The organism is Flagellimonas sp. CMM7 (assembly GCF_021390195.1).
In the GTDB taxonomy this organism is placed as follows: Bacteria; Bacteroidota; Bacteroidia; order Flavobacteriales; family Flavobacteriaceae; genus Flagellimonas.
This window is the reverse complement of the sequence record NZ_CP090003.1, coordinates 2,207,449-2,228,496: the sequence shown is the minus strand read 5'-3', so window position 1 is coordinate 2,228,496 and position 21,048 is coordinate 2,207,449. Positions and strand designations below refer to the sequence as shown.

19 protein-coding genes are annotated in these 21,048 nt (G+C 37.8%); 5 read left to right on the top strand and 14 right to left on the bottom strand.

The window, feature by feature from the left end:
- Positions 1–74 precede the first annotated feature (74 nt).
- Positions 75–1,742: a formate--tetrahydrofolate ligase gene (locus LV704_RS10150; RefSeq protein ID WP_163420450.1), complete on the top strand. Its 1,668-nt coding sequence runs from the start codon at positions 75–77 to the stop codon at positions 1,740–1,742.
- A gap of 21 nt (positions 1,743–1,763) precedes the next feature.
- Here LV704_RS10150 and LV704_RS10145 read toward each other — a convergent pair whose 3' ends face one another.
- The gene (locus LV704_RS10145) at positions 1,764–3,305 is read right to left on the bottom strand and encodes a glycine--tRNA ligase (protein ID WP_163420452.1); all 1,542 of its coding nucleotides are present in this window, start codon (positions 3,303–3,305) and stop codon (positions 1,764–1,766) included.
- Between the two features lie 36 nt (positions 3,306–3,341).
- Complete coding sequence (locus tag LV704_RS10140) at positions 3,342–4,238, bottom strand: hypothetical protein (protein WP_163420454.1); 897 nt, start codon at positions 4,236–4,238, stop codon at positions 3,342–3,344.
- 48 nt (positions 4,239–4,286) lie between these two features.
- On the opposite strand from LV704_RS10140, the gene LV704_RS10135 reads away from it, so the two are divergent.
- Positions 4,287–4,976: a ComF family protein gene (locus LV704_RS10135; protein WP_233782017.1), complete on the top strand. Its 690-nt coding sequence runs from the start codon at positions 4,287–4,289 to the stop codon at positions 4,974–4,976.
- 71 nt (positions 4,977–5,047) lie between these two features.
- A complete protein-coding gene (locus tag LV704_RS10130; RefSeq protein ID WP_163420458.1) occupies positions 5,048–6,667 on the top strand; it encodes an Ig-like domain-containing protein in 1,620 nt (539 codons plus the stop codon).
- Here LV704_RS10130 and LV704_RS10125 read toward each other — a convergent pair.
- The 4 genes from LV704_RS10125 to katG form a co-directional block, all read right to left on the bottom strand.
- Complete coding sequence (locus tag LV704_RS10125) at positions 6,651–7,427, bottom strand: amidohydrolase (protein WP_163420460.1); 777 nt, start codon at positions 7,425–7,427, stop codon at positions 6,651–6,653. The two genes, LV704_RS10130 and LV704_RS10125, sit on opposite strands and share 17 nt — an antisense overlap.
- A gap of 5 nt (positions 7,428–7,432) precedes the next feature.
- On the bottom strand, positions 7,433–8,056 hold the full coding sequence (locus LV704_RS10120) for an NUDIX hydrolase N-terminal domain-containing protein (RefSeq protein WP_163420462.1): 624 nt from the start codon (positions 8,054–8,056) through the stop codon (positions 7,433–7,435).
- Between the two features lie 12 nt (positions 8,057–8,068).
- Positions 8,069–8,548: an ankyrin repeat domain-containing protein gene (locus LV704_RS10115; protein WP_163420463.1), complete on the bottom strand. Its 480-nt coding sequence runs from the start codon at positions 8,546–8,548 to the stop codon at positions 8,069–8,071.
- Positions 8,549–8,652: 104 nt separating this feature from the next.
- Positions 8,653–10,866: a catalase/peroxidase HPI gene (gene katG / locus LV704_RS10110; RefSeq protein ID WP_305070389.1), complete on the bottom strand. Its 2,214-nt coding sequence runs from the start codon at positions 10,864–10,866 to the stop codon at positions 8,653–8,655.
- Positions 10,867–11,196: 330 nt separating this feature from the next.
- On the opposite strand from katG, the gene LV704_RS10105 reads away from it, so the two are divergent.
- Positions 11,197–11,808 carry a DinB family protein gene (locus LV704_RS10105; RefSeq protein ID WP_163420465.1) on the top strand — a complete coding sequence of 204 codons (612 nt, stop codon included), beginning with the start codon at positions 11,197–11,199 and terminating at the stop codon, positions 11,806–11,808.
- 95 nt (positions 11,809–11,903) lie between these two features.
- Positions 11,904–12,434 carry a lipid-binding SYLF domain-containing protein gene (locus LV704_RS10100; protein ID WP_163420467.1) on the top strand — a complete coding sequence of 177 codons (531 nt, stop codon included), beginning with the start codon at positions 11,904–11,906 and terminating at the stop codon, positions 12,432–12,434.
- 30 nt (positions 12,435–12,464) lie between these two features.
- Here the strand turns inward: LV704_RS10100 and LV704_RS10095 are convergent, their stop codons facing one another.
- The 8 genes from LV704_RS10095 to LV704_RS10060 form a co-directional block, all read right to left on the bottom strand.
- Complete coding sequence (locus tag LV704_RS10095) at positions 12,465–12,995, bottom strand: hypothetical protein (protein ID WP_163420469.1); 531 nt, start codon at positions 12,993–12,995, stop codon at positions 12,465–12,467.
- Positions 12,996–13,167: 172 nt separating this feature from the next.
- Positions 13,168–13,647: a hypothetical protein gene (locus LV704_RS10090; RefSeq protein WP_163420471.1), complete on the bottom strand. Its 480-nt coding sequence runs from the start codon at positions 13,645–13,647 to the stop codon at positions 13,168–13,170.
- A gap of 338 nt (positions 13,648–13,985) precedes the next feature.
- On the bottom strand, positions 13,986–14,126 hold the full coding sequence (locus tag LV704_RS10085) for a hypothetical protein (RefSeq protein ID WP_163420472.1): 141 nt from the start codon (positions 14,124–14,126) through the stop codon (positions 13,986–13,988).
- A 244-nt stretch (positions 14,127–14,370) separates the two neighbouring features.
- The gene (locus tag LV704_RS10080; protein WP_163420474.1) at positions 14,371–14,985 is read right to left on the bottom strand and encodes a hypothetical protein; all 615 of its coding nucleotides are present in this window, start codon (positions 14,983–14,985) and stop codon (positions 14,371–14,373) included.
- Positions 14,936–16,525 (bottom strand): hypothetical protein, encoded by a 1,590-nt coding sequence (locus LV704_RS10075; protein WP_163420476.1) that lies wholly within the window; start codon positions 16,523–16,525, stop codon positions 14,936–14,938. The genes LV704_RS10080 and LV704_RS10075 overlap by 50 nt, the downstream gene beginning before the upstream one ends.
- Before the next feature lie 367 nt (positions 16,526–16,892).
- Positions 16,893–18,254: a DUF5689 domain-containing protein gene (locus LV704_RS10070; protein ID WP_163420478.1), complete on the bottom strand. Its 1,362-nt coding sequence runs from the start codon at positions 18,252–18,254 to the stop codon at positions 16,893–16,895.
- A 5-nt stretch (positions 18,255–18,259) separates the two neighbouring features.
- Positions 18,260–18,937 carry a hypothetical protein gene (locus LV704_RS10065; protein ID WP_233782191.1) on the bottom strand — a complete coding sequence of 226 codons (678 nt, stop codon included), beginning with the start codon at positions 18,935–18,937 and terminating at the stop codon, positions 18,260–18,262.
- Positions 18,930–20,993 (bottom strand): TonB-dependent receptor, encoded by a 2,064-nt coding sequence (locus tag LV704_RS10060; protein ID WP_233782190.1) that lies wholly within the window; start codon positions 20,991–20,993, stop codon positions 18,930–18,932. Before LV704_RS10060 ends, LV704_RS10065 begins: the two co-directional genes overlap by 8 nt.
- Between the last annotated feature and the right edge of the window lie 55 nt (positions 20,994–21,048).

Below are 21,048 nucleotides of genomic sequence, written 5' to 3'. Positions count from 1 at the left end.
TGATTATAGTATATTGTATGTCGTAAAACGAAGTGCTTTTTTAGGCCTTCGGAATTAACTCAAAACACCTTTCAATGAACGATCTGCAAATTGCCAAAGGCATAACACTTCAACCCATTTCAACAATTGCAAAAAAATTTGGAGTAGATCCTGATAACATTGAAATGTATGGTAAATATAAAGCTAAGTTACCTTTAGAGGCGATTGACAAGAAGAATTTGGACAAAAGCCATCTTATCCTGGTTTCAGCCATTTCTCCGACGCCAGCGGGAGAAGGAAAAACAACCATGTCCATTGGACTGACCGAAGGTTTAAATCGATTAAACAAAAAGACCACTGTCGTTCTACGGGAACCTTCTTTGGGGCCTGTTTTTGGAATAAAAGGTGGCGCCACTGGAGGTGGGTATTCTCAAGTGCTCCCCATGGAGGACATAAATCTCCACTTTACGGGTGACTTTGCCGCCATTGAAAAGGCCCATAACCTCTTGTCCGCAGTAATTGACAACAATATTCAAAGCAAGACAAGATCTTTGCGCTTAGATCCAAGGACCATTGGCTGGAAACGAGTTATGGACATGAACGACCGTTCCCTACGTCATGTTATTGTAGGTCTGGGAGGAACCACTTCTGGAGTGCCCAGGGAAACCGGTTTTGATATTACTGCTGCATCCGAAATTATGGCTATTCTTTGTTTGGCTGAAAATCTAAGTGACCTAAAAGAGCGCCTAGGGAACATTTTCATAGGCTATACATTTGATAAAGAGCCTATTTACGCCAAAGACCTTAAAGCCGAAGGTGCCATGACCGCATTGCTCAAAGATGCCGTTAAGCCCAATTTAGTGCAGACCATAGAAGGGAATCCTGCAATTATCCATGGAGGGCCGTTTGCCAATATTGCGCAAGGAACCAACTCCGTAATTGCTACCCGAATGGGCATGTCTTACTCTGAATATACCGTTACCGAAGCTGGTTTTGGATTTGATTTGGGGGCTGAAAAGTTTTTTGACATCAAATGCCAGAGTGCCGGTTTAAAACCGAAAGTGGTTGTTCTTACGGCTACCATACGCGCTCTTAAGTATCATGGTGGGGCAGATATCAAGTCCCTAACTGAACCCAATGTAGAGGCTCTTAAAAAAGGCCTGCCCAACTTGGAAAAACATCTGGAGAATATTGCAAAATTTAATATAGTTCCTGTGATTGCCATTAACAAGTTTGTTACCGATACGGATGCTGAAATTGAGGTAATTAAACAACTGGCATCATCCAAAGGTATTCGAGTGGCCTTGGCCGAAGTTTGGGCCAAAGGCGGCGAAGGTGCAGAAGAATTGGCACAACATGTCATTGACGTAGTGGAGTCCAATGCTTCGGATTTTAAGCCTTTGTATGATTGGAATTCCAGTGTTATGGATAAAATTAGCACTATTGCCACCGAAATTTATGGTGCGGAACATGTAGATTATACTTCAAAAGCGAAAGCCCATTTGAAAAAAATCTCCAATTTGGGCTTAGATCATTTACCCGTTTGTATTGCAAAGACCCAAAAATCGCTATCAGATAATCCCAAACTTTTGGGACGACCAAAAGACTTTATCATTACTGTCAGAGAAATTGAAATAGCCGTTGGTGCCGGGTTTCTGGTCCCAATTACTGGTGACATCATGCGAATGCCGGGCTTGCCTGCGCACCCTTCATCTGAAGGTATAGATGTTAACGAGGATGGTGAAATCACCGGGTTGTTTTAGCTTACAGGACAACTCGCTTGATTAAATGCGTTGTAACCAGTATCGCATATCAACCTCCTTTGCAATAATTTCTTTTACTTCAGATAATGACACACGTTGTTGCTCCATTGTATCTCTATGACGAATAGTGACAGTTTCATCCTCTAAAGTTTGATGATCTACAGTAATGCAGAATGGAGTTCCTGCAGCATCTTGACGACGGTAACGACGACCCACCGCATCTTTTTCATCATAGACCACGTTAAAATCCCATTTAAGCTCATCCACAAGTTTGTGGGCGACTTCTGGTAGTCCGTCTCGTTTTAAAAGAGGAAGAATCGCAGCTTTGGTCGGCGCCAATACTGCTGGAAGTTTTAGTACTGTTCTTGTTGTTCCGTTTTCCAGTTCTTCTTCTTGCAATGAATTGGAAAATACCGCCAAAAACATTCGATCTAACCCTATTGAAGTTTCCAAGACATAAGGAACATAACTTTTGTTTTCTTCGGGGTCAAAATATTGAAGTTTTTTACCAGAAAATTTTTCATGCTGACTTAGATCAAAATCCGTTCGGGAATGAATCCCTTCCAACTCTTTGAATCCGAAAGGGAATTTAAATTCAATATCAGCGGCAGCATCTGCATAATGTGCTAACTTTTCATGATCGTGAAAACGATAATTATCTTCTCCCATACCTAATGAGAGATGCCAGTTCATTCGCTTTTCCTTCCATTTTTCATACCATTCCTGTTGCGTGCCCGGTTTAATAAAGTATTGCATTTCCATCTGTTCAAACTCCCGCATACGGAAAATGAACTGGCGCGCAACAATCTCGTTACGAAACGCCTTTCCGGTTTGGGCAATTCCGAAGGGAATCTTCATTCGACCCGTCTTCTGAACATTTAAAAAATTTACAAAAATACCTTGAGCCGTTTCCGGGCGCAGGTAAAGGTCCATTGCGCTATCTGCAGAAGCTCCTAACTTAGTGCCAAACATTAAATTGAACTGTTTAACATCTGTCCAGTTTTTAGAACCTGAAAGTGGACAGGCAATTTCCAATTCTTCAATCAGTGCCTTTACGTCAACCAAATCTTCATTTTCTAAAGATTTGCCCAAGCGTTTTAGAATACCATCTCCTTTAGCTTTGTAGTCAACTACGCGCTGATTGGTTTCCAAAAATTGTTTTTTATCAAAACTGTCCCCAAAGCGTTTGGCTGCTTTAGCAACTTCTTTATCTATTTTAGCTTCTATCTTGGCTACATAATCTTCAACCAAAACATCTGCGCGATATCTTTTTTTGGAATCTTTGTTATCTATTAATGGGTCGTTAAAAGCATCAACGTGCCCAGATGCCTTCCAAGTAGTAGGATGCATAAAAATGGCGGCATCAATCCCAACAATGTTGTCATTGAGCTGAACCATGGCCTGCCACCAATATTCGCGAATATTCTTCTTTAGCTCAGCTCCATTCTGCGCATAGTCATACACTGCACTGAGTCCATCATAAATCTCACTGGATTGGAACACATATCCATATTCCTTTGCATGAGAGATAACCTTCTTAAAAATGTCTTCCTGATTTGCCATTGGGCAAAAATAGAATTTTACCCTAAAAGAAGTGATTTATTTCAACTGAAATTCTGTAGAAGCGAGAAGTCTTTCGTCCTCAAAAACGTTAAGGGTATAAATTCCCTCTTGCAAGGATGCTTCAGGAACCGTAATAGCGTCACAAACACTGATCTCTTTTCCTGTGTAAACGATTTCCACTTTTTTGCTGTAGGTGTTACCACTAACCGAAATAGTACTGGCATTGTCTTCTATAACAGCCATATTAGGGCCTAAAAACTGTAGGTAAAGTACTTTTACATCCCCATTTTCGGTTTCATCACTTAAAATGGTGACGCAACCTCTTAATTTTTCAATGGTTGAAGCTTTATTGGTTTTTAAAGGTCTTCCTGCTCTTAATCTAAAACCACTGCCCTCGGCATCTTGTAGTTTTAAATAGCTTTTAATTTTAAGTTCTCTGCTAAGTTCTTTATTGGTTTCACGCAATAAAGACTCTGCTTGCTCCATGTTGTTTGCCCTTCCTCTTGCATCTTCCAACTGCTTTCGCGTTTCTTCAAACCTACTGGCCATTAAGCTATTGTTGTACCTAAGAAAATTATTCTTGAGTTTTAAACTATCAAACTTAACCTCCAGCATACGAAGCTCTTTACGAGTTTCTTTTAATTTGGTAATGCTGAAATTCAGACGGCCTACTGAGTCCAATAATTGTCGTACCTTGAATCGTGAAGTCTGCAACTCGATATCATTAACCTCATTAAGTCCAGACAATCGATCTACCTCTGCCTTCATGAGTGTTAAATCCTTCACCAGAAGAGATTTTTCCTGCTCTAAAAAAGACATTTGATTATTGGACTGCGCATAACTGTAGTAGAAGGCTATTAAAATACCCACAATTACAGCAACTAGTGCTGCAAAAATAATCTTGTAGTTGAAATTGTTATCCTGGGCATCCATGGGTTAATACACTACTATAATATGCAATAAGATTTGAATATAAAAAGGTTGGCTAAGATACTAAACGATATTAACAACATCCTATTGCCATTGGTCTGTTTTGGTTGTAATGCACAATTATCTAGAGGAGAAAGCATTTTATGTACCGTTTGTCGACATGAATTACCACTCACCGATTACAACTATGCTGATGAGAACCCAGTAGATCTTATATTTTATGGGAGAATTCCTATAAAAAAAGCAGCTTCTTTCGTGTTTTTTACCAAAAATGGTGTTGTAAAAAACCTGTTACACCATTTAAAATATAAAAATCAAGAGCAAATAGGGGTGTTTTTTGGGGATTGGTGCGGTTCCTTTTTGGAAAATGAGGAAATGCTACAAAATGTTGATGTGGTAATTCCAGTGCCCTTACACCCAAAAAAGATAAAGAAAAGAGGATATAACCAAGTAGCTCTGTTTGCCAAAAACATTGCTGCATCCATCAAAGCAGATTATAGAGATGATGTGCTTACCAAAATCATCAACACAAAAACACAGACAAAAAAGGATAGGCAATTACGTTGGGAGAACACAAAAGAAGTTTTTCAATTGAATACTTCTTCCAAAATGGATTTTAATCATGTTTTGTTGGTCGATGATGTTATTACCACTGGTGCTACTATTGAGGCTTGCGCAAAAAAACTTCACCAAATTGGAAATATTGACATTTCGGTTCTGAGCATCGCCGTTGTTCCATGAGGTTAAATTTTATTAATGCTTGTTTCCAATTTTTAAATTAGTTGTTTCTTTGTTCCAGACTAGTTTTTAACATGCAATACCTAAAAAAACTACTAAGCTATATCTTTCTTACCTTAATAGGTTTGGCACTTTGGCAATGCGCTAAAAGAGGAAATCCAACAGGGGGACCAGAAGATAAAACTCCACCGGAGCTCTTGCGTACCGAGCCTGACAATTTTACCACCAATTTTAAAGCCAAAAAAATACGTTTGTATTTTGATGAATATATAAAGCTGGAGGATGTCCAGAATCAGCTTATTGTATCACCCCCACTAAAGAACCTTCCTGAAGTAAGACCGTTGGGCGGAGCAAGCAAGTATATTGAAGTTATTCTTAAGGACACCCTAAAAGAAAACACTACATATACACTTAATTTTGGTCAGAGTATCGTTGATCATAATGAAGGAAACCCCAATAGTTTTCTAACATACGTTTTTTCAACAGGCTCCTATATTGATTCTTTAAGCGTATCTGGAGCCGTAAAAGACGCATTCAACCGCAAAGCAGATCAGTTTATAAGTGTAATGTTGTATGAGTTAGATACTGCCTATACAGATTCCACCATCTATAAAAGTCCCCCTAATTATATTACCAATACATTGGACAGTCTTCCATTTTTTGAGCTTAAAAATTTAAAGGCAGGTAAATATGTTATGGTAGGGATTAAGGATTTAAATAAAAATAACCTCTTTGATCAAAGACAGGATAAGATTGGTTTTTTAAAAGACACGATTACCATACCAACAGATTCCATTTATTTATTGAATCTATTTCTGGAAGAACCAGGGTATAATATTTCCGTTCCCAGCTATGTGGCCAAAAACCATATTTTATTCGGATATCAAGGGGACCATAGAGATATTAAAATTGAGCCCTTGACCATTCTGCCAGATTCAGTCAAAACAGTACTTTTAAAAGATAGGGAAAAGGATACATTGCATTATTGGTTTACTCCAACCGATTTGGATTCAATTATTTTTAAAGTTAGCAATGAAAAACTTGAAGAAATTGACACTTTTACGGTTAAAACCCGAAAACTGCCTTTAGACTCCATAGCACTTAACTCAAGCGTTAGAGGTAAATTTAATTTTGAAGATTCTTTTAGTATTCTTGGCAATACCCCATTAAGTCGTTTAGATACTTCACAGGTTGGATTAGTGGTCAACGACTCTCTCTTGGCTCCTTATACCTACACTCTTGATTCTATCAATAACAAGTTTGATTTTGATTTTGACGTTGAACCCAATCAGCGTTATCGTTTTGCTTTTTTACCAGGAGCAGTCACTGATTTTTTTGGGATGGTAAGTGATACCTTGGATTATAACTTTTCTGTTGGTAGCTACGCAGATTATGGAAACTTGCGGGTAAACATTGGTGGCAATGTAAGTTATCCTTTGATTGTACAATTGACCAATGAGCAAGGAGAAATCCAGCGCGAACTTGTGGCAACGGTACCAAAGGCCTTTGAGTTTAATAACTTAGAGCCAGGAAAGTATATGATTCGGGTTATTTTTGATGATAATGGAAATGGTATTTGGGACACAGGAAGCTATCTTAAAAAACTACAGCCCGAAAAGGTGAGTTATTATCCAGATGTCATCGACGTGCGTGCTAACTGGGAGTTGGAACAGACCTTTACGATAACAGACTAAATTGATCCCGGTCTTCTAGAAATTTTAATTTTTTTCTAGTAGAATGAATATGCTCCTTATCCAAGGTAGCATATAGAATTTCTTCCTTTTCAGAATATCCCGTTTGATTTCCCAAAACATCATAAACCGCTGAATGTCCAGAGTATTCATAACCTAATCCGTCCAATCCAATTCGGTTTACCCCTATACAATAAGACATATTTTCTATGGCACGTGCTTTTAGAAGAGTATCCCAAGCAGCAATGCGTGGTTTGGGCCAATTGGCAACATAGATAAGTACGTCATAATCCTCAACATTTCTGGCCCATACTGGAAAACGAAGGTCATAACAGACCAAAGGGCAGATTTTATAGCCTTTATAATCAACTATTAATTTACTGTTTCCTGCTTTATAAACTTTATCCTCCCCTGCTAGAGTAAATGTGTGCTTTTTGTCATAGCTCTCGTATTCGCCATTTGGGTAGACAAAAAACAATCTATTAAAGTTTTGGTTGTTTTCTGTAAAAACTATACTCCCAACTACAGCTACATTACTCTTTTTTGCTTGTTGCTGCATCCATTTTAAAGTCTTTTCTCCCTCTGAGGCTTCAATGTTCTTTGGGCTCATGGTAAACCCTGTAGAGAACATCTCTGGCAAAATAATTAAATCTACATCTTGGGGAATAGAAGTGATTTTTTTGGAGAAAGCTTCTCTATTTGCTCGCGGGTTTTCCCAAAGCAAGTGTGATTGTATAAGTGCTATGTTGAGATATTGTGACATTTCCTTTAATCAAAATAAACTTGAGATTCTGAAGATTTGGTCAATTGGAACAAATGCTTCAATTGGGCTTCCAAAATTCTATCTTTTGAAAGCTCTGGAAGATTATCCAAAGGAAAAAAATCGGCTCCAAGCATATCAAAACCTGCCTTAAGTTTTCCCCCCTTCATTCGGCATAAGAAAATAAGCTTATAAATATAGTATGGCTCAGGAGGATGCGGATGCACCTGTTTATCATAAACCGCTAAAAGTCTTATCGCTTCTGTCTCTATTCCCGTTTCTTCCTCAATTTCCTTAACTGCGATTTCAGAAGGTGTATTCCCTATATCTGCCCAACCTCCTGGAATGGTCCATTTACTATCCACACTTTCCTTGGCCATCAAAATCTCATTCTTATCGTTCAGAACAAAACCCCTAACATCAACTTTGGGAGTGGGATAGTCCTTCTCTGGTATAAAGAAATCCCTAATGATCTCCATTGGGGAATCCGCCATATAGGCCATTAACTTTAAGCTAATCTGTTTTAGTTCTTCATAGCGCTCCCTAGCGTAAAGGTCTGTAGCATATACCAAACCTGTTTCAGAAATAGCCTTTATTCGTTTAACAAGATTGAGCTGTTCTTTTGAGTCCATTAAATATGTTTGTTAACCCTTGGTTTCCAGTAGTTCTATTAGTTGTTTTATGCCTTGCATTTTGGCATGGTCCAGGGCTGTGTTTCCTCTAGCATCCTTTGTTGAAGTATCCACACCATTTTCCAAGAGCAATTGGGCAATTTCAATTCGATTAAACGTAGCGGCATAAATTAAACAGGTGGCTCCCATAGCATTGGTTTGGTTAACATTGGCTCCTGCTTCTATCAACAATTTTGCTATACTGGTATACCCTTTGAAACATACACCCATTAATGCCGTATTGCCCGACCCATCTTTGGAATCAATCTTAGCTCCTTTTCTTAGCAATAGTTCAGCAATTTTTTCATGCTCGTAGTATGTAGCCAGAATTAAAGGAGTGGAACCTCTTTCGTCTATCGATTCCAACAACTCCATATTGGTTTCCAACAGTTTTTCAACCGCCGGAACATTGCCATTTCTTATTTGATTGAAAAAGTCTTCTTTACTATTCATTTGTTATGGAAAGGTATAAAAAAACTGCCACAACCGTAAGTGGTTATGGCAGTCTTATGTATTAATTTTCTTTTTCTAATTTTCTTGGCAATGCCATTCTAAAACTAAGCCAAATCAAAACGATCTAGGTTCATTACCTTAGTCCATGCCGCAACAAAATCCTTTAAGAATCGCTCTTTAGAATCTTCTGACGCATATACCTCGGCTATAGCTCTAAGTTCTGTATTAGAGCCAAAAATGAGGTCAGCACGGGTACCTGCCCATTTAACTTCACCTGTAGCACGGTCACGACCAGCAAATACATTATCAGCTTCTGAAGTAGCCTCCCATTTGGTACTTAAGTCGAGTACATTCACAAAAAAGTCATTGGTTAAAGACCCCGCATTTTTAGTGAAAACACCGTGTTGGGATTGATTATGATTTACATCCATTACACGCAATCCTCCAACAAGAACTGTCATTTCTGGTGCCGTAAGTGTTAACAATTGCGCTCTATCCACCAATAATTCTTCTGCTGAAGTGGAATGGTGAGGAGCAATATAGTTTCTAAACCCATCAGCCAATGGTCTCAGCGCTTCAAAAGACTCAACATCCGTTTGCTCTTGTGACGAATCTCCTCTACCAGGAGTAAAAGGTACGGTTACATCTTCACCTGCATTCTTAGCTGCTTGCTCAATACCTACAGAACCACCAAGAACAATCAAGTCGGCAATAGAGACCTCTTTACCAGAAGCACTATTAAATTCTTTTTGAATTCTTCCCAATGTATCCAATACTTTAGCCAATTGCTCTGGGTTGTTGACTTCCCAATCTTTCTGTGGAGCAAGACGGATTCTCCCTCCATTGGCACCCCCTCTTTTATCTGATCCACGGAACGTTGAAGCTGATGCCCAAGCGGTAGATACCAATTCAGATACTGAAAGCCCCGAAGACGATATATTCGCTTTCAATGCAGCTACATCATTGTCATTTAATTCATTTGTGGCCGCTGGAACTGGGTCTTGCCAAATTAATTCTTCTGAAGGTACCTCTGATCCTAAATAACGTTGTATAGGACCCATATCACGGTGTGTTAATTTAAACCAAGCTCTTGCAAAGGCATCTTCAAACTCTTTTGGGTTTTCATGAAAACGTTTGGAGATTGCCAAATAAGCCGGATCCATCTTCATTGCCATATCAGCTGTAGTCATCATAAGTGGCTGTTCTTTAGAAGCATCACCTGCTCTAGGCGCCATTCTTGCTTTTGATGCCGCTGTTGGAGTCCATTGATGTGCTCCTGCAGGGCTTTTTGTCAATTCCCAATCATAGTTCAACAACACTTCAAAATAGTCATGATCCCATTTTATGGGGTTTGGCGTCCATGCACCTTCTATCCCACTGGTAATCGTATCATCCAAAACACCTGTACCATAAGAGTTCTTCCAACCTGTGCTCATTTCTTCAATAGGAGCACCAGCCGGTTCCGCTCCAACATACTTATTTGGGTCTGCAGCACCGTGAGCTTTTCCAAAGGTATGACCACCAGCGGTCAAGGCTACGGTTTCTTCATCATTCATCGCCATTCGGCCAAAGGTTTCTCTAATATCATATCCTGAACCAATCGGGTCTGGTTGCCCTCCTGGACCTTCTGGATTAACATAGATAAGACCCATATGAGAAGCTCCAAGAGGATTCTCTAGTTCTCTATCTCCTGAATACCGTTTGTCGTCTCCCATCCATTCTGTTTCAGAACCCCAGTATATATCTTGTTCTGGTTCCCAGATATCTTCTCTACCACCACCAAAACCAAAGGTTTCAAAGCCCATTGATTCCAACGCACAGTTACCAGCAAGAATCAGTAAATCTGCCCAAGAAAGTTTTTTTCCATATTTCTGTTTTATAGGCCATAATAATAAACGTGCCTTGTCTAAATTTCCATTGTCTGGCCAGCTATTTAACGGGGCAAAACGTTGAGAACCTGAACCTGCACCTCCACGACCATCTTGAATACGATACGTACCTGCACTATGCCAGGCCATACGTATAAAGAATGGCCCGTAGTGACCATAATCTGCCGGCCACCAATCTTGAGATGTGGTCATTAAATCATATAAATCTTGTTTTACTGCTGGTAGGTCCAAAGTCTTAAACTCTTCAGCATAGTTGAAGCCTTCTTCCATTGGATTGGACAATGAAGAGTTTTGACGAAGAATATTCAATTTTAATTGGTTTGGCCACCAATCGCGGTTCGTTGTGCCACCGCCAGCACTTTGGTTTAAAGCTCCTCCCATAAACGGGCACCCACTTGTACCATTTGATTTTGTTTCATTTTTACTCATGATAGTATTGTTGTTTAAATATGATTTTTAAGCCTTCATAAAATTAAAAAAACACTTGCTTTCATTATAGGCAATTCATATTAAAATACTATTAAAATATAGGTATTATCTATGTCTTCTGGCCTTCATGCTAAACCAGTTTTAGCATAAATTACACTTCCATTTGGCGCATATACCCCTTAATAGGGTATAAATATGCTGTATATTTGCTATTTTGTACCTGTTTGTTTTTTTATTCGATTATTTAAGAACTTGTCCAATTGCAATACCTTTAACCGTCTATACATTAAAACACCATAAACCCATAATTAATTTTAAATTCTATCACACATGAAAAAACTGATTTTACCAATGGTTGCACTATTGCTTTTCAGCTTTAGCACAGATACTTTTAAGCTTACTGATGATGAGCGTAAAATGGCAATTGAGCACCTGACACAAACTCGTGATCATATGACCAAAGTTCTTAATGGACTTACTGAAGAACAATTGAATTTTATGCCGGAAGAAGAGGCCTGGACCATTGCGGAATGCGTGGAGCATATTGCTATTTCTGAAAACGCTTTTGGAGGATTGATTCAAAAAACCGTTGCCGCTGGACCAAACCCTGCATTGAAAGATTCTTTAAAATTTAAAGATGATCAACTTATGGGAGTAATTGTGGACAGAAGTAATAGAGTAAAAACATCTGAGCCTTTTGAGCCAAGCGGTAAGTTTGGTTCTCATGAAGCCACCGTTAAAGCTTTTATGGATAAAAGAAGTGAGCATATTAACTATGTGAAAACCACAGAAGATGATCTAAGAAATCGTTACTGTAATGATTTGCCTTTTGGAACCGTAGATGGTTTACAGGTAGTCATCTTTATGGCTGGACATACAGAACGCCATGTAAAGCAAATGGAAGAGATAATGGCCAATAAACTTTTTCCCAAAGGAAAATAGTCAAGTTCTTAAGATAAACCCAAAAATAGGCCCCTTCTCATAAAGTAGGGGCCTATTTTTTTATTTTTACACTCAATATACTTTAAACATATAGAATGAAAGTACTTAAGTCCCTTGTGTTAGTTGGAATGTTATTGATGATGACAGGCGTGAATGCCCAGACCAAGAAGGATAGAAAAATAATGAATGATGCCAAAAAAGCCCAAAAGACTCTTTTAAGTGCAGATAGTGGTCTTGAACGTTTCTTTGAAAATTCAGCTGGGTATGTTCTGTTTCCTAATGTAGGTAAAGGAGGCTTTATTATTGGAGGTGCTTCCGGTAATGGCGTAGTCTATGAAGCAGGCGAGAGGGTTGGTATGGCTGGCCTTAAAAAACTTAATGTGGGGCTCCAAGCTGGGGGACAGGCCATTATTGAAGTTATCTTTTTTGAAACTGAAGTGGACTTACAACGCTTTAAAGAAGGAAAATTCCAATTTGCCGCCGAGACTTCTGCCGTAGCACTAAAATCTGGTATCGCTTTTAATGCCAAATACAAAGAAGGGGTTGCCGTTTTTGCTTTGCCAAAAGCAGGTTTAATGGCAGATGCTTCTGTTGGTGGGCAAAAATTTAGCTATCGTCCTTTTTAAAAAAAGGAATCTCATCCACTTAACAAGTATTTAGGACACCCATATATTACTTATAGTATATGGTTTCCATGTATTTTTTGACTTAATGAAAACATATAAATCTCCTCCTGAATTACCCTCAACATACATTAAGGCATATTTTTCATTACTTGAAAATATTGGCACTGTAACTGATAAGGCATTATTTTTCTTTTTGGAGATATTTATTCCTGATAATCTAATATGACTTAGTTTGACTTCTTGAACCTTTGCCGCCCGTTGTTTTAAAAGAATTATTTCCTCTTCTTTAAAGATGTCTTCAAACTTCATCTTTGAATTATCTCCAATAAGATTGGTTGATGAATTCAAATAGGCATAATCAACAATTTCGCTAAAGGTAGAATCTAAAGATGGCTCGACTATCGTCCTAAAATACAAACTGCTGCTATTGGTATTAAATTCAATATAAGATTGAATAACCTCATACATCGCTAGGTTTTCCTTAGCAATGTTATATGTAGTTTTGCAGTTTAAATTAGCTACTAAAAAAAGAACTGCAATTAAGTAATTCAGTGTTTTCATAATTTGTATCACTTTGACCGATTAAAGACATTTTACTCCCTTTGCTTTGCTGTTTGCTGTTTGCTGTTTGCTGTTTGCTGTTTGCTGTTTGCTGTTTGCTGTTTGCTGAATTAACAGCATTCCCTTCATTAGTATTTGCATCCCTTATAGCTATCGTCCTTTTTGATGAAAATTATCCTCTAAAACTAGGTTTAAACTCTTCAGGATTATTTTGAGATTGAGCTTCCACAAGGGTTTTGAACACCTCATGAAAGTCCTTTATCTTCATATATGTTGCCGTTAAGGGAATCGGTTCTTCTGTTTGTTTTAGATAAATATTCAAGGTGAGTTCAGAATCGTATGTTTTTATTTCAACATTCTTTAAATCTGAATATTTCAACTCATATCCAAAGAAAACAAATAGCCCTTTTCTAAAAACTATCTTGTTATTCTTTAAACTATAATATCTGGAAAAAGCATAAAAGAGATAGCCTGCCCAAACCACCAAACCAGCAGCAATCAAAAAACAAACCACATTTATCCACTCCTCTTTTAGTACCAAAACCCCTAGCCTAAAAATCATAAAAGCTCCGGACAATTGTGCGATCCCCAAAAATAGGAGTCTGTACAATGGTTTTATCTTTATGGTTTTATTCTCTTTGAATGTGGCCATTTTTCTATCTTTCCGTGTATCTAAAAATTTGTAATGGTTAAAGTTGTTGTTGGTGTACTTGTTTGTATTTGGATTTATAAGTTGGTGAAAATCATACTGAATTCAAAGCAATTAAATAAATTTTCAAGGGAATGCCTAGAGCTAGCAAGGAAAAAGGGAAATGCAACTTCCTCACAGTTTAAGCTAGGAGCGGAACAATACAAAAAAGCCAATAGAAAAATAACCCAATCAAAACTTATTTGGTTTTTTATAGAGGTTATTAGCTTAGTTGGTCTCTATTTTCTCATCAACTGGTTTCCGCAAAGTCACCTATAAAAGGGAAGGTCATTAAAGTTGTTCTATTCCCTTATCCTGGGAGTAAAATCTTCTGGGGCATTTTTGGGTTGCTCTATTGTGCCGCTATCTCCTGAATCATTAAATATTGCCCATTCGGTAAAAGTATAACCGGAATTACCTTCCGATATATTTGTGTTACGCACAGCTCGTCCGTCTTCAAACTCATGATTGGATTCTTTATTAGTAAAGGGAAAGAAGTTTTCAAGCTGTTTTGTTTAGATTCAAAATTCATGTTACTTCTAAATGAAAGAAGAAGGGGGTAAAAAGGTTCCAACTTCCTCTTCTTTCTGCAATCGAATAAAATGAATAGCTCTATTAATTTCTTAATTAATGGGAATAGGTTTGCATTGGTTTAACATGTAGCATTTTTTGATTACCTATTCACTATCATAGCACAACCTCCTCTAAAATCACCTTTTTTTCAATCAAATAGGTATCGTCTTTAACAGAAAAAATAACGACCCCAGAACTAAAACTAAAATGCCCAGTAACATTGAAATGGTAAACTAAGAAACGATTTCCACTAATTCGTATTGGAGAAGAAAATTTGTGCCCGTCCTGCCTCATGGGAATTTTGTTTAGCACTTCAATTCGATCTTTGACCAAAGTAGCGTCAATGGGTCCATCTTCAGGGAACTTATTTACAATATCCCTTACTTCTTTATCTGATAGGTGTTTTTTAAGGTAATGTGTTTCTTCCAAATCTTTGGTCAACGCCTTTTTAGCACGGGAATTAACCTTTTTGTTGTAAAGTACCAGCCTGGAATTTTTTATTATCCTGAAATATTTGATACTGTCATGTTTGGTCATAGTTCCTCTTTTGACCCTGTCCTCAATAATTTTAGCCCTCCAGTTGGGTACAATGGTGTCCTCCATTATGATGTCCGTCACCAAATCATAATAGACCTTATCGCTTATTCCGTTTTGCGCTTGTGCGGTGTAGATCACAAGACTACTTGCACTTAGTGCCAACAGAAAGTATTTCAAAACCTGTACGTTCATAATTAATAATATTGGTATATGTTTCTTTTTCATCTTCATCCATTACGGTCCATGCGATGGAATCTTCAAGGCCAACCCATGCAAGGGCAGTCGCTTGTACAGTATCAATTTGATATCCCGACCCTCTAGTAAAGTTACGGATGTAACCGGCCATAGTGTCCACAAGGCCTGAAATGATCTCATGTTGGGCATAGGCCATTTGGTTTCTTGGCAATGGTCCGCCAGAACTTTCAGCAACAACTTTTGACCATTTATCCGCTAAAATAGAAAGGTCAATGTCCGGATTGTTTGGAGCTATGCTCTTATTGTCCAATTGATAGTACATAAGAGCGTGCATGTTTTCATGCAGTACCACAGAGTAAATAGAAACGGTTGTTGCCTGTTTTATAAAATCGGAATCCAACCAAATGGTCATATTTTGAATCCTTCCATTACTTTTTAAAGTAACGTCAGTCTGTCCCAAAGTGGTCTCATTATTACTGTCTGGTAAATCTTTATACTTGTAGGTGAGGTCAAAACCACTGTTATCTCTACCGAAGGCATTCCTCATGTCGTTGGCCATTTTATTGTCGGCAACATTGGCAATGCCTATTAGTTTTGAAGCACATGGAGAAAATGCCGATAGGGCCTTATCTATGATTATTCTATCCGGCTGCGTAGATGGTTTGGGTATTCTACGAGAGTTGCCATTGTCATAAATGCCAAGATATGACCAACTTCGTTGTGGTGCCCGGTAATAACCGTTACTTGCTACCCATCTATAGCCATATACATCTTTCACAGATGTACTGGAATATTCACTTTCCTGCCCCCTTCCATCTGCATTGCGGTCCATATATCTGTCCGTATACTCAACGCCCACAATACCCCATTCATAATGTCCACCACCACCCTTGCAGCCACCATTGCCATTTGTAGGAGGTGGGCAACCACTAGTACTAGTGCAACCCCTAGTCGCTAATTTAGCATCACATCTTCTGGCTGCTAACGGAGCGGGCAACTCCAATGGACTATCCTTATCTGAAATACCATTGAATGCCTCACCCTTGTCATAGTATCTTGCCATACTTATGGTTCCTTTCATGTCAAATAAATATGTCATGCCTGTAAAAACATTGTCTTCCAATTCAAAATAGGATTGTTGAGGTTCACCATTGTGAGAATTCATTTTTACCACCCAATATGCCGGTTTTTCGTCGGTCAATGTTGCCAACAGACTATAAGTAATGTCCGTAATCTCTCCTTCTTCCAAATCGGGTTTTACCAATTCTTCAATCCAAAATTCATGCCAATCCCTGCCATCTAAGGTAATGGTCTTATGCTTGCCCCATAAGACTTTCATGTTATCCTTTTTTATACCTGTGGAATCATTAAGACCATCTAGGTTAAAGTTACTCCTTATAATTTCTTGCTCGGTAAGTTGAACAGGTTCCATTGTTTCTTGAGTAGTGTCTGACAATATTGTTTCTTCCTGAGTGCAACTAATAAAAAACAATAGAGCAAATAAGGTTGATAAGAATGTAGTAATAAGGTTTTTCATGACATACTATAATTAGCGTTAATATTAAACTGCTTTGCACAGATTATTTTGATATCATGAAATTGGAACGAATTCTATAAAATGACAACTGTTTTTTTGTTCAATTTATAAATTGTAGTGTCCATTTATAAATTGAGCTAAATAAAGACCAAAAAAATCAGGTTTAGCTCTAAAAAGGTATTACGAAATATTAGAAAAGAATGTTTTCATCATAAATATGATTAAATAAAAGCCTAAAAAAACTAAGCCTTTTCATTCAATTAGAATTTGAGAACTCATTTTCTTTTTCACAATGGATTAAGTTGTTTTGTCTTTTCTACTTTGCCCGCAAGAATTTAGTTATCGTCCTTTTTAAATTCTATATCGTTTAGTCCCTTATGCCTGGAGTAAAATCTTCAGGGGCATTTTTGGGTTGGTTGGTTGTATCGGCATCACCAGTGTCGTTAAAAATACTCCATTCTTCAAAAGTATAGCTAGGGTTTCCTTCTGTAACATTTGCGTTACGCAAGGCCCTACCGTCTTCAAACTCATGATTGGTATTTGAACCATCTTCACCAATAACCCCAAATGTATCTACAACAGTTCCAAAAGGGTCTACTAGTTCTAAATTATCATCTCCATTTGAATCTGCTGGACTGTTTGTAGAAACTCCAAAATCTGGAGCAAAACTATAGACCAGTTCAAATTCTGTGGCGTTTGGAGATATCACGAGCGTACTTTCAGCATCTATTACAATACCCGACAAATCAATGGTTGAACTAACATCGGTATTGGCATTGGTGTATCGTCTTAACTCCCATTTGTTCAAATCCAATGGCTCAGTGGCCGAATTATATAACTCTACAAAACGAGCGCCGGCATTATTATCTGGATCCGCCAATTCTGAAATAAAAATTCTAGTTGAAGCAAATTCAGTAATAATTTCTGGACAGCGATCATTGGTAAATTCAATATCTCCTAAACCTCGAATAACAAGTTGCAAATTGTCTCCATCTTTCAATAAAACTCCCGTTATGGTTCCATTTCCTTCAGGTATAATATCCGCTTGAAAATCGGAAAAGCCACTACTCACCAGAACAACACTGTTTTCAGAGCAATTTTGAAGTATTTGTTCTGTTTCTTCTGCTTCCACTGCAAAGGTATTCCCCAATTCTTCCTCGACCACCTCCATTTCTTCAAATCTCACCAATGTATTTGTCTTTAATTCTTCCAAATCTTCAAAGTCTGCCAAAACTGGTTTTACCTCCTCAGAAGCATTGCACGATAAAAAAATATGTTCCGGGATCTTCAACACAGGCAATCTCCCCACAGAGATATTTCCAAAGGCTGCGAAAGTGCCACCAAGTTTATATACTTCACCTCTTTTACCTAAGTAAAGTCCTTTCAATTTTATTAAAATCTTGCTTCCGGCTTCAAAAAACAAATGGGAGTTCCTTAAATCAATTTCTATTTGAAAGCCCTGTGCAGGATTTGTAGGATGGTCTTGAAAATGCAGTACACCAAAAAAATTTCCAGCTTTGTCCGAGGAAATAACATATCCCTCGATTATCCAATCTTCTTTAATTTGAATTGTCTCTTCCTTAAACAGAGCTTCTACTTCCTTAAAAGTGGCGTTGGCTTCCAAGTCGTCAGTACAGCCATTTGATAACCCATTGAAATCGCTATTCTTTACACAAGAAAGAACTGTGAAACAGAGCACAATCACCGTATATATGGACTTTTTAGCCATCTTAATTAAAAACTTATTGCCAAATTCAAAAAATAGGTTCTTCCGTAACCGTACCAATATTTAGGAGCAAAGGAAGGTGTCCCGCTCAAATTATCTTGTTTTAGTTGTCCATAATTCCCATTCCTACTCTGCTCATAGCCCCCTGATCTAAAAACTTTGTCAAAAGCATTGTTCACACTCACAAATGCACTAACATATTTTTTATTGACTAGCCATGATTTCCCTCCCACTACATTTAACAGGTAAATATCCTCTAGTTTTTGTTGTTTTAAAATACGAGTCACATTTTCATCAGTAGCATCGGGAAAACGCTGTCCAGTATCTGGATCCAACAGGAAGCTTTGTGTGCGGGTAATGGTTGAAATATTTATAAAGTTGTTAGCTAAGTAATTTGTAGTTGCCCCAACCCACCAATATTTAGGACTTCTATATTCGGTTCCAAAAGCAAAAGCAGTTTGCGGTCCTTGAGCCAATTTTAAACCTTTTAGTTTGGCAACACCTAAATCTATATTCCCTTCTGGATCAATTAAATCTTCTTCGGCACCTGCTGTATCAAAATTTATCTGTACTTGCGGACTACTGGCATAAACGTACTCTCCCAAGTTCCCAGCCAATGATAATTTTACATTTGCCGAAACCTGATATTCCAATCCAAGCTCTATCCCTTTATGTAGTTTATCCAAAGCAGTAATTACTTCCTGGACAAAATCTGACCCCACACCTGAGTTGACAAAAAAAGAAATTAATATCGGTGGTGTTCTGAAATCGAGTATAGAATACACTCACTCTTCCTGTTAAATCAGGCAACCGAATAAAATAACTTAAATCTATTGCCGTGTTTTTTTCGGTTTGAATTTCTGGGACTATGTCGTTATTTTCTCTTGGATTGATAAACATGTTTTGAAGCGTTGGAGGTTTATTTACGAGCGCACTGTTGGCCGTTAACCAATGTCTTCCAGAAAAGAAATAAGTAATTCCCGATTTAAGTGCCAAACTGGAAAATGAAACTTTCTCGCTATTACCAAAAGAATTTTCTAAAAAACGCTCATTTTGAAATAACCCATTCCGTTGAGCACCAAAACTTGAAAAAGAGCCAGAAACAAAACCCTTCCAGCGTTTAAAGTTTAGTCCTATTTGACAAAAACCACCTAGTTGAGAAGCATCTATACTATAATGGTAATTAAATTTTTCTCCTTCAGTTTTTGATGAACTTCCATTAACATCATTTAATGTGTTAGAAAAAGAATCAATGTCTTCATGAAAACTAGCTCCCAATAAATCTTGAATCTCTGCAAAATTTTCAGAAGACAATTTTTTAAAGTTCCCGCCGACACCTAATTGAACATGTTCATTAATATTATAATCCATGACACTTGAAAATGTAATTTCCTTATTCTTAACTACATCATCATAAAGCAAATAAGCTGCTTTACCTTCACTGGACAAATTAGCAGTATATAAACGACTCCATTGAACTTGTGGATTCTTTAAAAACCCTTCTTTCGCCAAAGAAGCATTGTTGAAATTTGCCCCTATAGAACTATTGATATAAAAGCTTGGCAAATATCTGTAGTACGTTGGGTCTGGGTTTGGGGCATTATAATACCCTAACCTACTCCGTGTATTGGTCCCAGTCTGATATGCGATTCCTGATGTCCAAATCAATTTTTTAGACTGTAGAAAATGATTCAACATAAACAGGGGCTCAAAAATCTCACGCTCTCTTGAGTTTCGCTTTTCTCCATCTTGATTTCCCCAATATGGATTGTATTGATTTCCCAATAAATCAAAAACCTCTTCAGTTATAGCTGCGGAACGCCCCCTCCTATTTCTAGCTAAAATTGACGTTAAGACCAAGCTGTTTTTATCATTCAATTTATATTCCAGTGAGCCAAAAAAAGAGTAAGCATCATACAAAGTGCCCTCTACATAACCTGTATTGGACCATCTTCTAGAAGATGAAAATGTATAGGCCAATCCGTTTTTTTGGAACCCAGAACTATAGGTTGCCATGAGACGGCTTCTATATGAACGATTTGACATTGAGCCCGATATCCGAATTCCCGGTCTTAATCCAGATGGTCTAGTATCAATGTTAGTGTTCCCTAGAATTCCTCCAAATGTATATGTGTTAATAGATAGACCATTGGTGAATTCTTGATTGCGAATGACATCGTTGAGGCCGCCCCAATTATTCCATTGTGGTCTTCCATCATAGAATTTATTCATGGGAATACCATTAAGTAAAACTTGGCCATTATTTGAATCATAGCCTCTGACCTTAAAAAATGCTTGACCAAAATCAAATGCTGCTCTGTTTAGGAATATATCTTTGCTAGATTGTAAGATTCCAGATGATCCTGAAACAGTTTCTTCATCATCAGAAAGTTCTCCATCTGTCAATACAATCAGATTATCTGTGTTTTCTCGTACTATATCTTTCTCCAAGAAGACTTCTCCCAAATCTATGTTCTGTCCATTTAAAGAAATCGCAAAACTTTTGGGAATAAAATCTAGAGCAGTAATTTTTAAAATGTGATCCCCAACCTGTGAAGTTTCTAATGTAAAATGACCATTTGTTCCCGTAAAAGATTCTGTGGAAAAGCCATCTATGGTGACAATAGCCTTATGGACAGGCGTTTTTGTACCCTTTCCCTTTACACTTCCAGAAATAATAGTACTTTGACTATACAGTTGCGCTGCACAGCAGAATACCAGCAAGAACATAATAGTTCTCATAGGCTAGCTATCGTAGGTTAATTTAATAAGGGTTGGGGTTATTGTCTTTCTTTTT

Excerpts from the sequence above, each read along its gene's own strand:
- LV704_RS10090 (WP_163420471.1), bottom strand. The coding sequence starts at position 13,647 with ATGGCCACATTCAAAGAGAATAAAACCATAAAGATAAAACCATTGTAC.
- LV704_RS10120 (WP_163420462.1), bottom strand. The coding sequence starts at position 8,056 with ATGGACTCAAAAGAACAGCTCAATCTTGTTAAACGAATAAAGGCTATT.
- LV704_RS10150 (WP_163420450.1), top strand. The coding sequence starts at position 75 with ATGAACGATCTGCAAATTGCCAAAGGCATAACACTTCAACCCATTTCA.
- LV704_RS10075 (WP_163420476.1), bottom strand. The coding sequence starts at position 16,525 with ATGAAAAACCTTATTACTACATTCTTATCAACCTTATTTGCTCTATTG.
- LV704_RS10140 (WP_163420454.1), bottom strand. The coding sequence starts at position 4,238 with ATGGATGCCCAGGATAACAATTTCAACTACAAGATTATTTTTGCAGCA.
- LV704_RS10060 (WP_233782190.1), bottom strand. The coding sequence starts at position 20,993 with ATGAGAACTATTATGTTCTTGCTGGTATTCTGCTGTGCAGCGCAACTG.
- LV704_RS10100 (WP_163420467.1), top strand. The coding sequence starts at position 11,904 with ATGAAAGTACTTAAGTCCCTTGTGTTAGTTGGAATGTTATTGATGATG.
- LV704_RS10080 (WP_163420474.1), bottom strand. The coding sequence starts at position 14,985 with ATGAACGTACAGGTTTTGAAATACTTTCTGTTGGCACTAAGTGCAAGT.
- LV704_RS10145 (WP_163420452.1), bottom strand. The coding sequence starts at position 3,305 with ATGGCAAATCAGGAAGACATTTTTAAGAAGGTTATCTCTCATGCAAAG.
- LV704_RS10125 (WP_163420460.1), bottom strand. The coding sequence starts at position 7,427 with ATGTCACAATATCTCAACATAGCACTTATACAATCACACTTGCTTTGG.
- LV704_RS10115 (WP_163420463.1), bottom strand. The coding sequence starts at position 8,548 with ATGAATAGTAAAGAAGACTTTTTCAATCAAATAAGAAATGGCAATGTT.
- LV704_RS10070 (WP_163420478.1), bottom strand. The coding sequence starts at position 18,254 with ATGGCTAAAAAGTCCATATATACGGTGATTGTGCTCTGTTTCACAGTT.
- LV704_RS10130 (WP_163420458.1), top strand. The coding sequence starts at position 5,048 with ATGCAATACCTAAAAAAACTACTAAGCTATATCTTTCTTACCTTAATA.
- LV704_RS10105 (WP_163420465.1), top strand. The coding sequence starts at position 11,197 with ATGAAAAAACTGATTTTACCAATGGTTGCACTATTGCTTTTCAGCTTT.
- LV704_RS10095 (WP_163420469.1), bottom strand. The coding sequence starts at position 12,995 with ATGAAAACACTGAATTACTTAATTGCAGTTCTTTTTTTAGTAGCTAAT.
- katG (WP_305070389.1), bottom strand. The coding sequence starts at position 10,866 with ATGAGTAAAAATGAAACAAAATCAAATGGTACAAGTGGGTGCCCGTTT.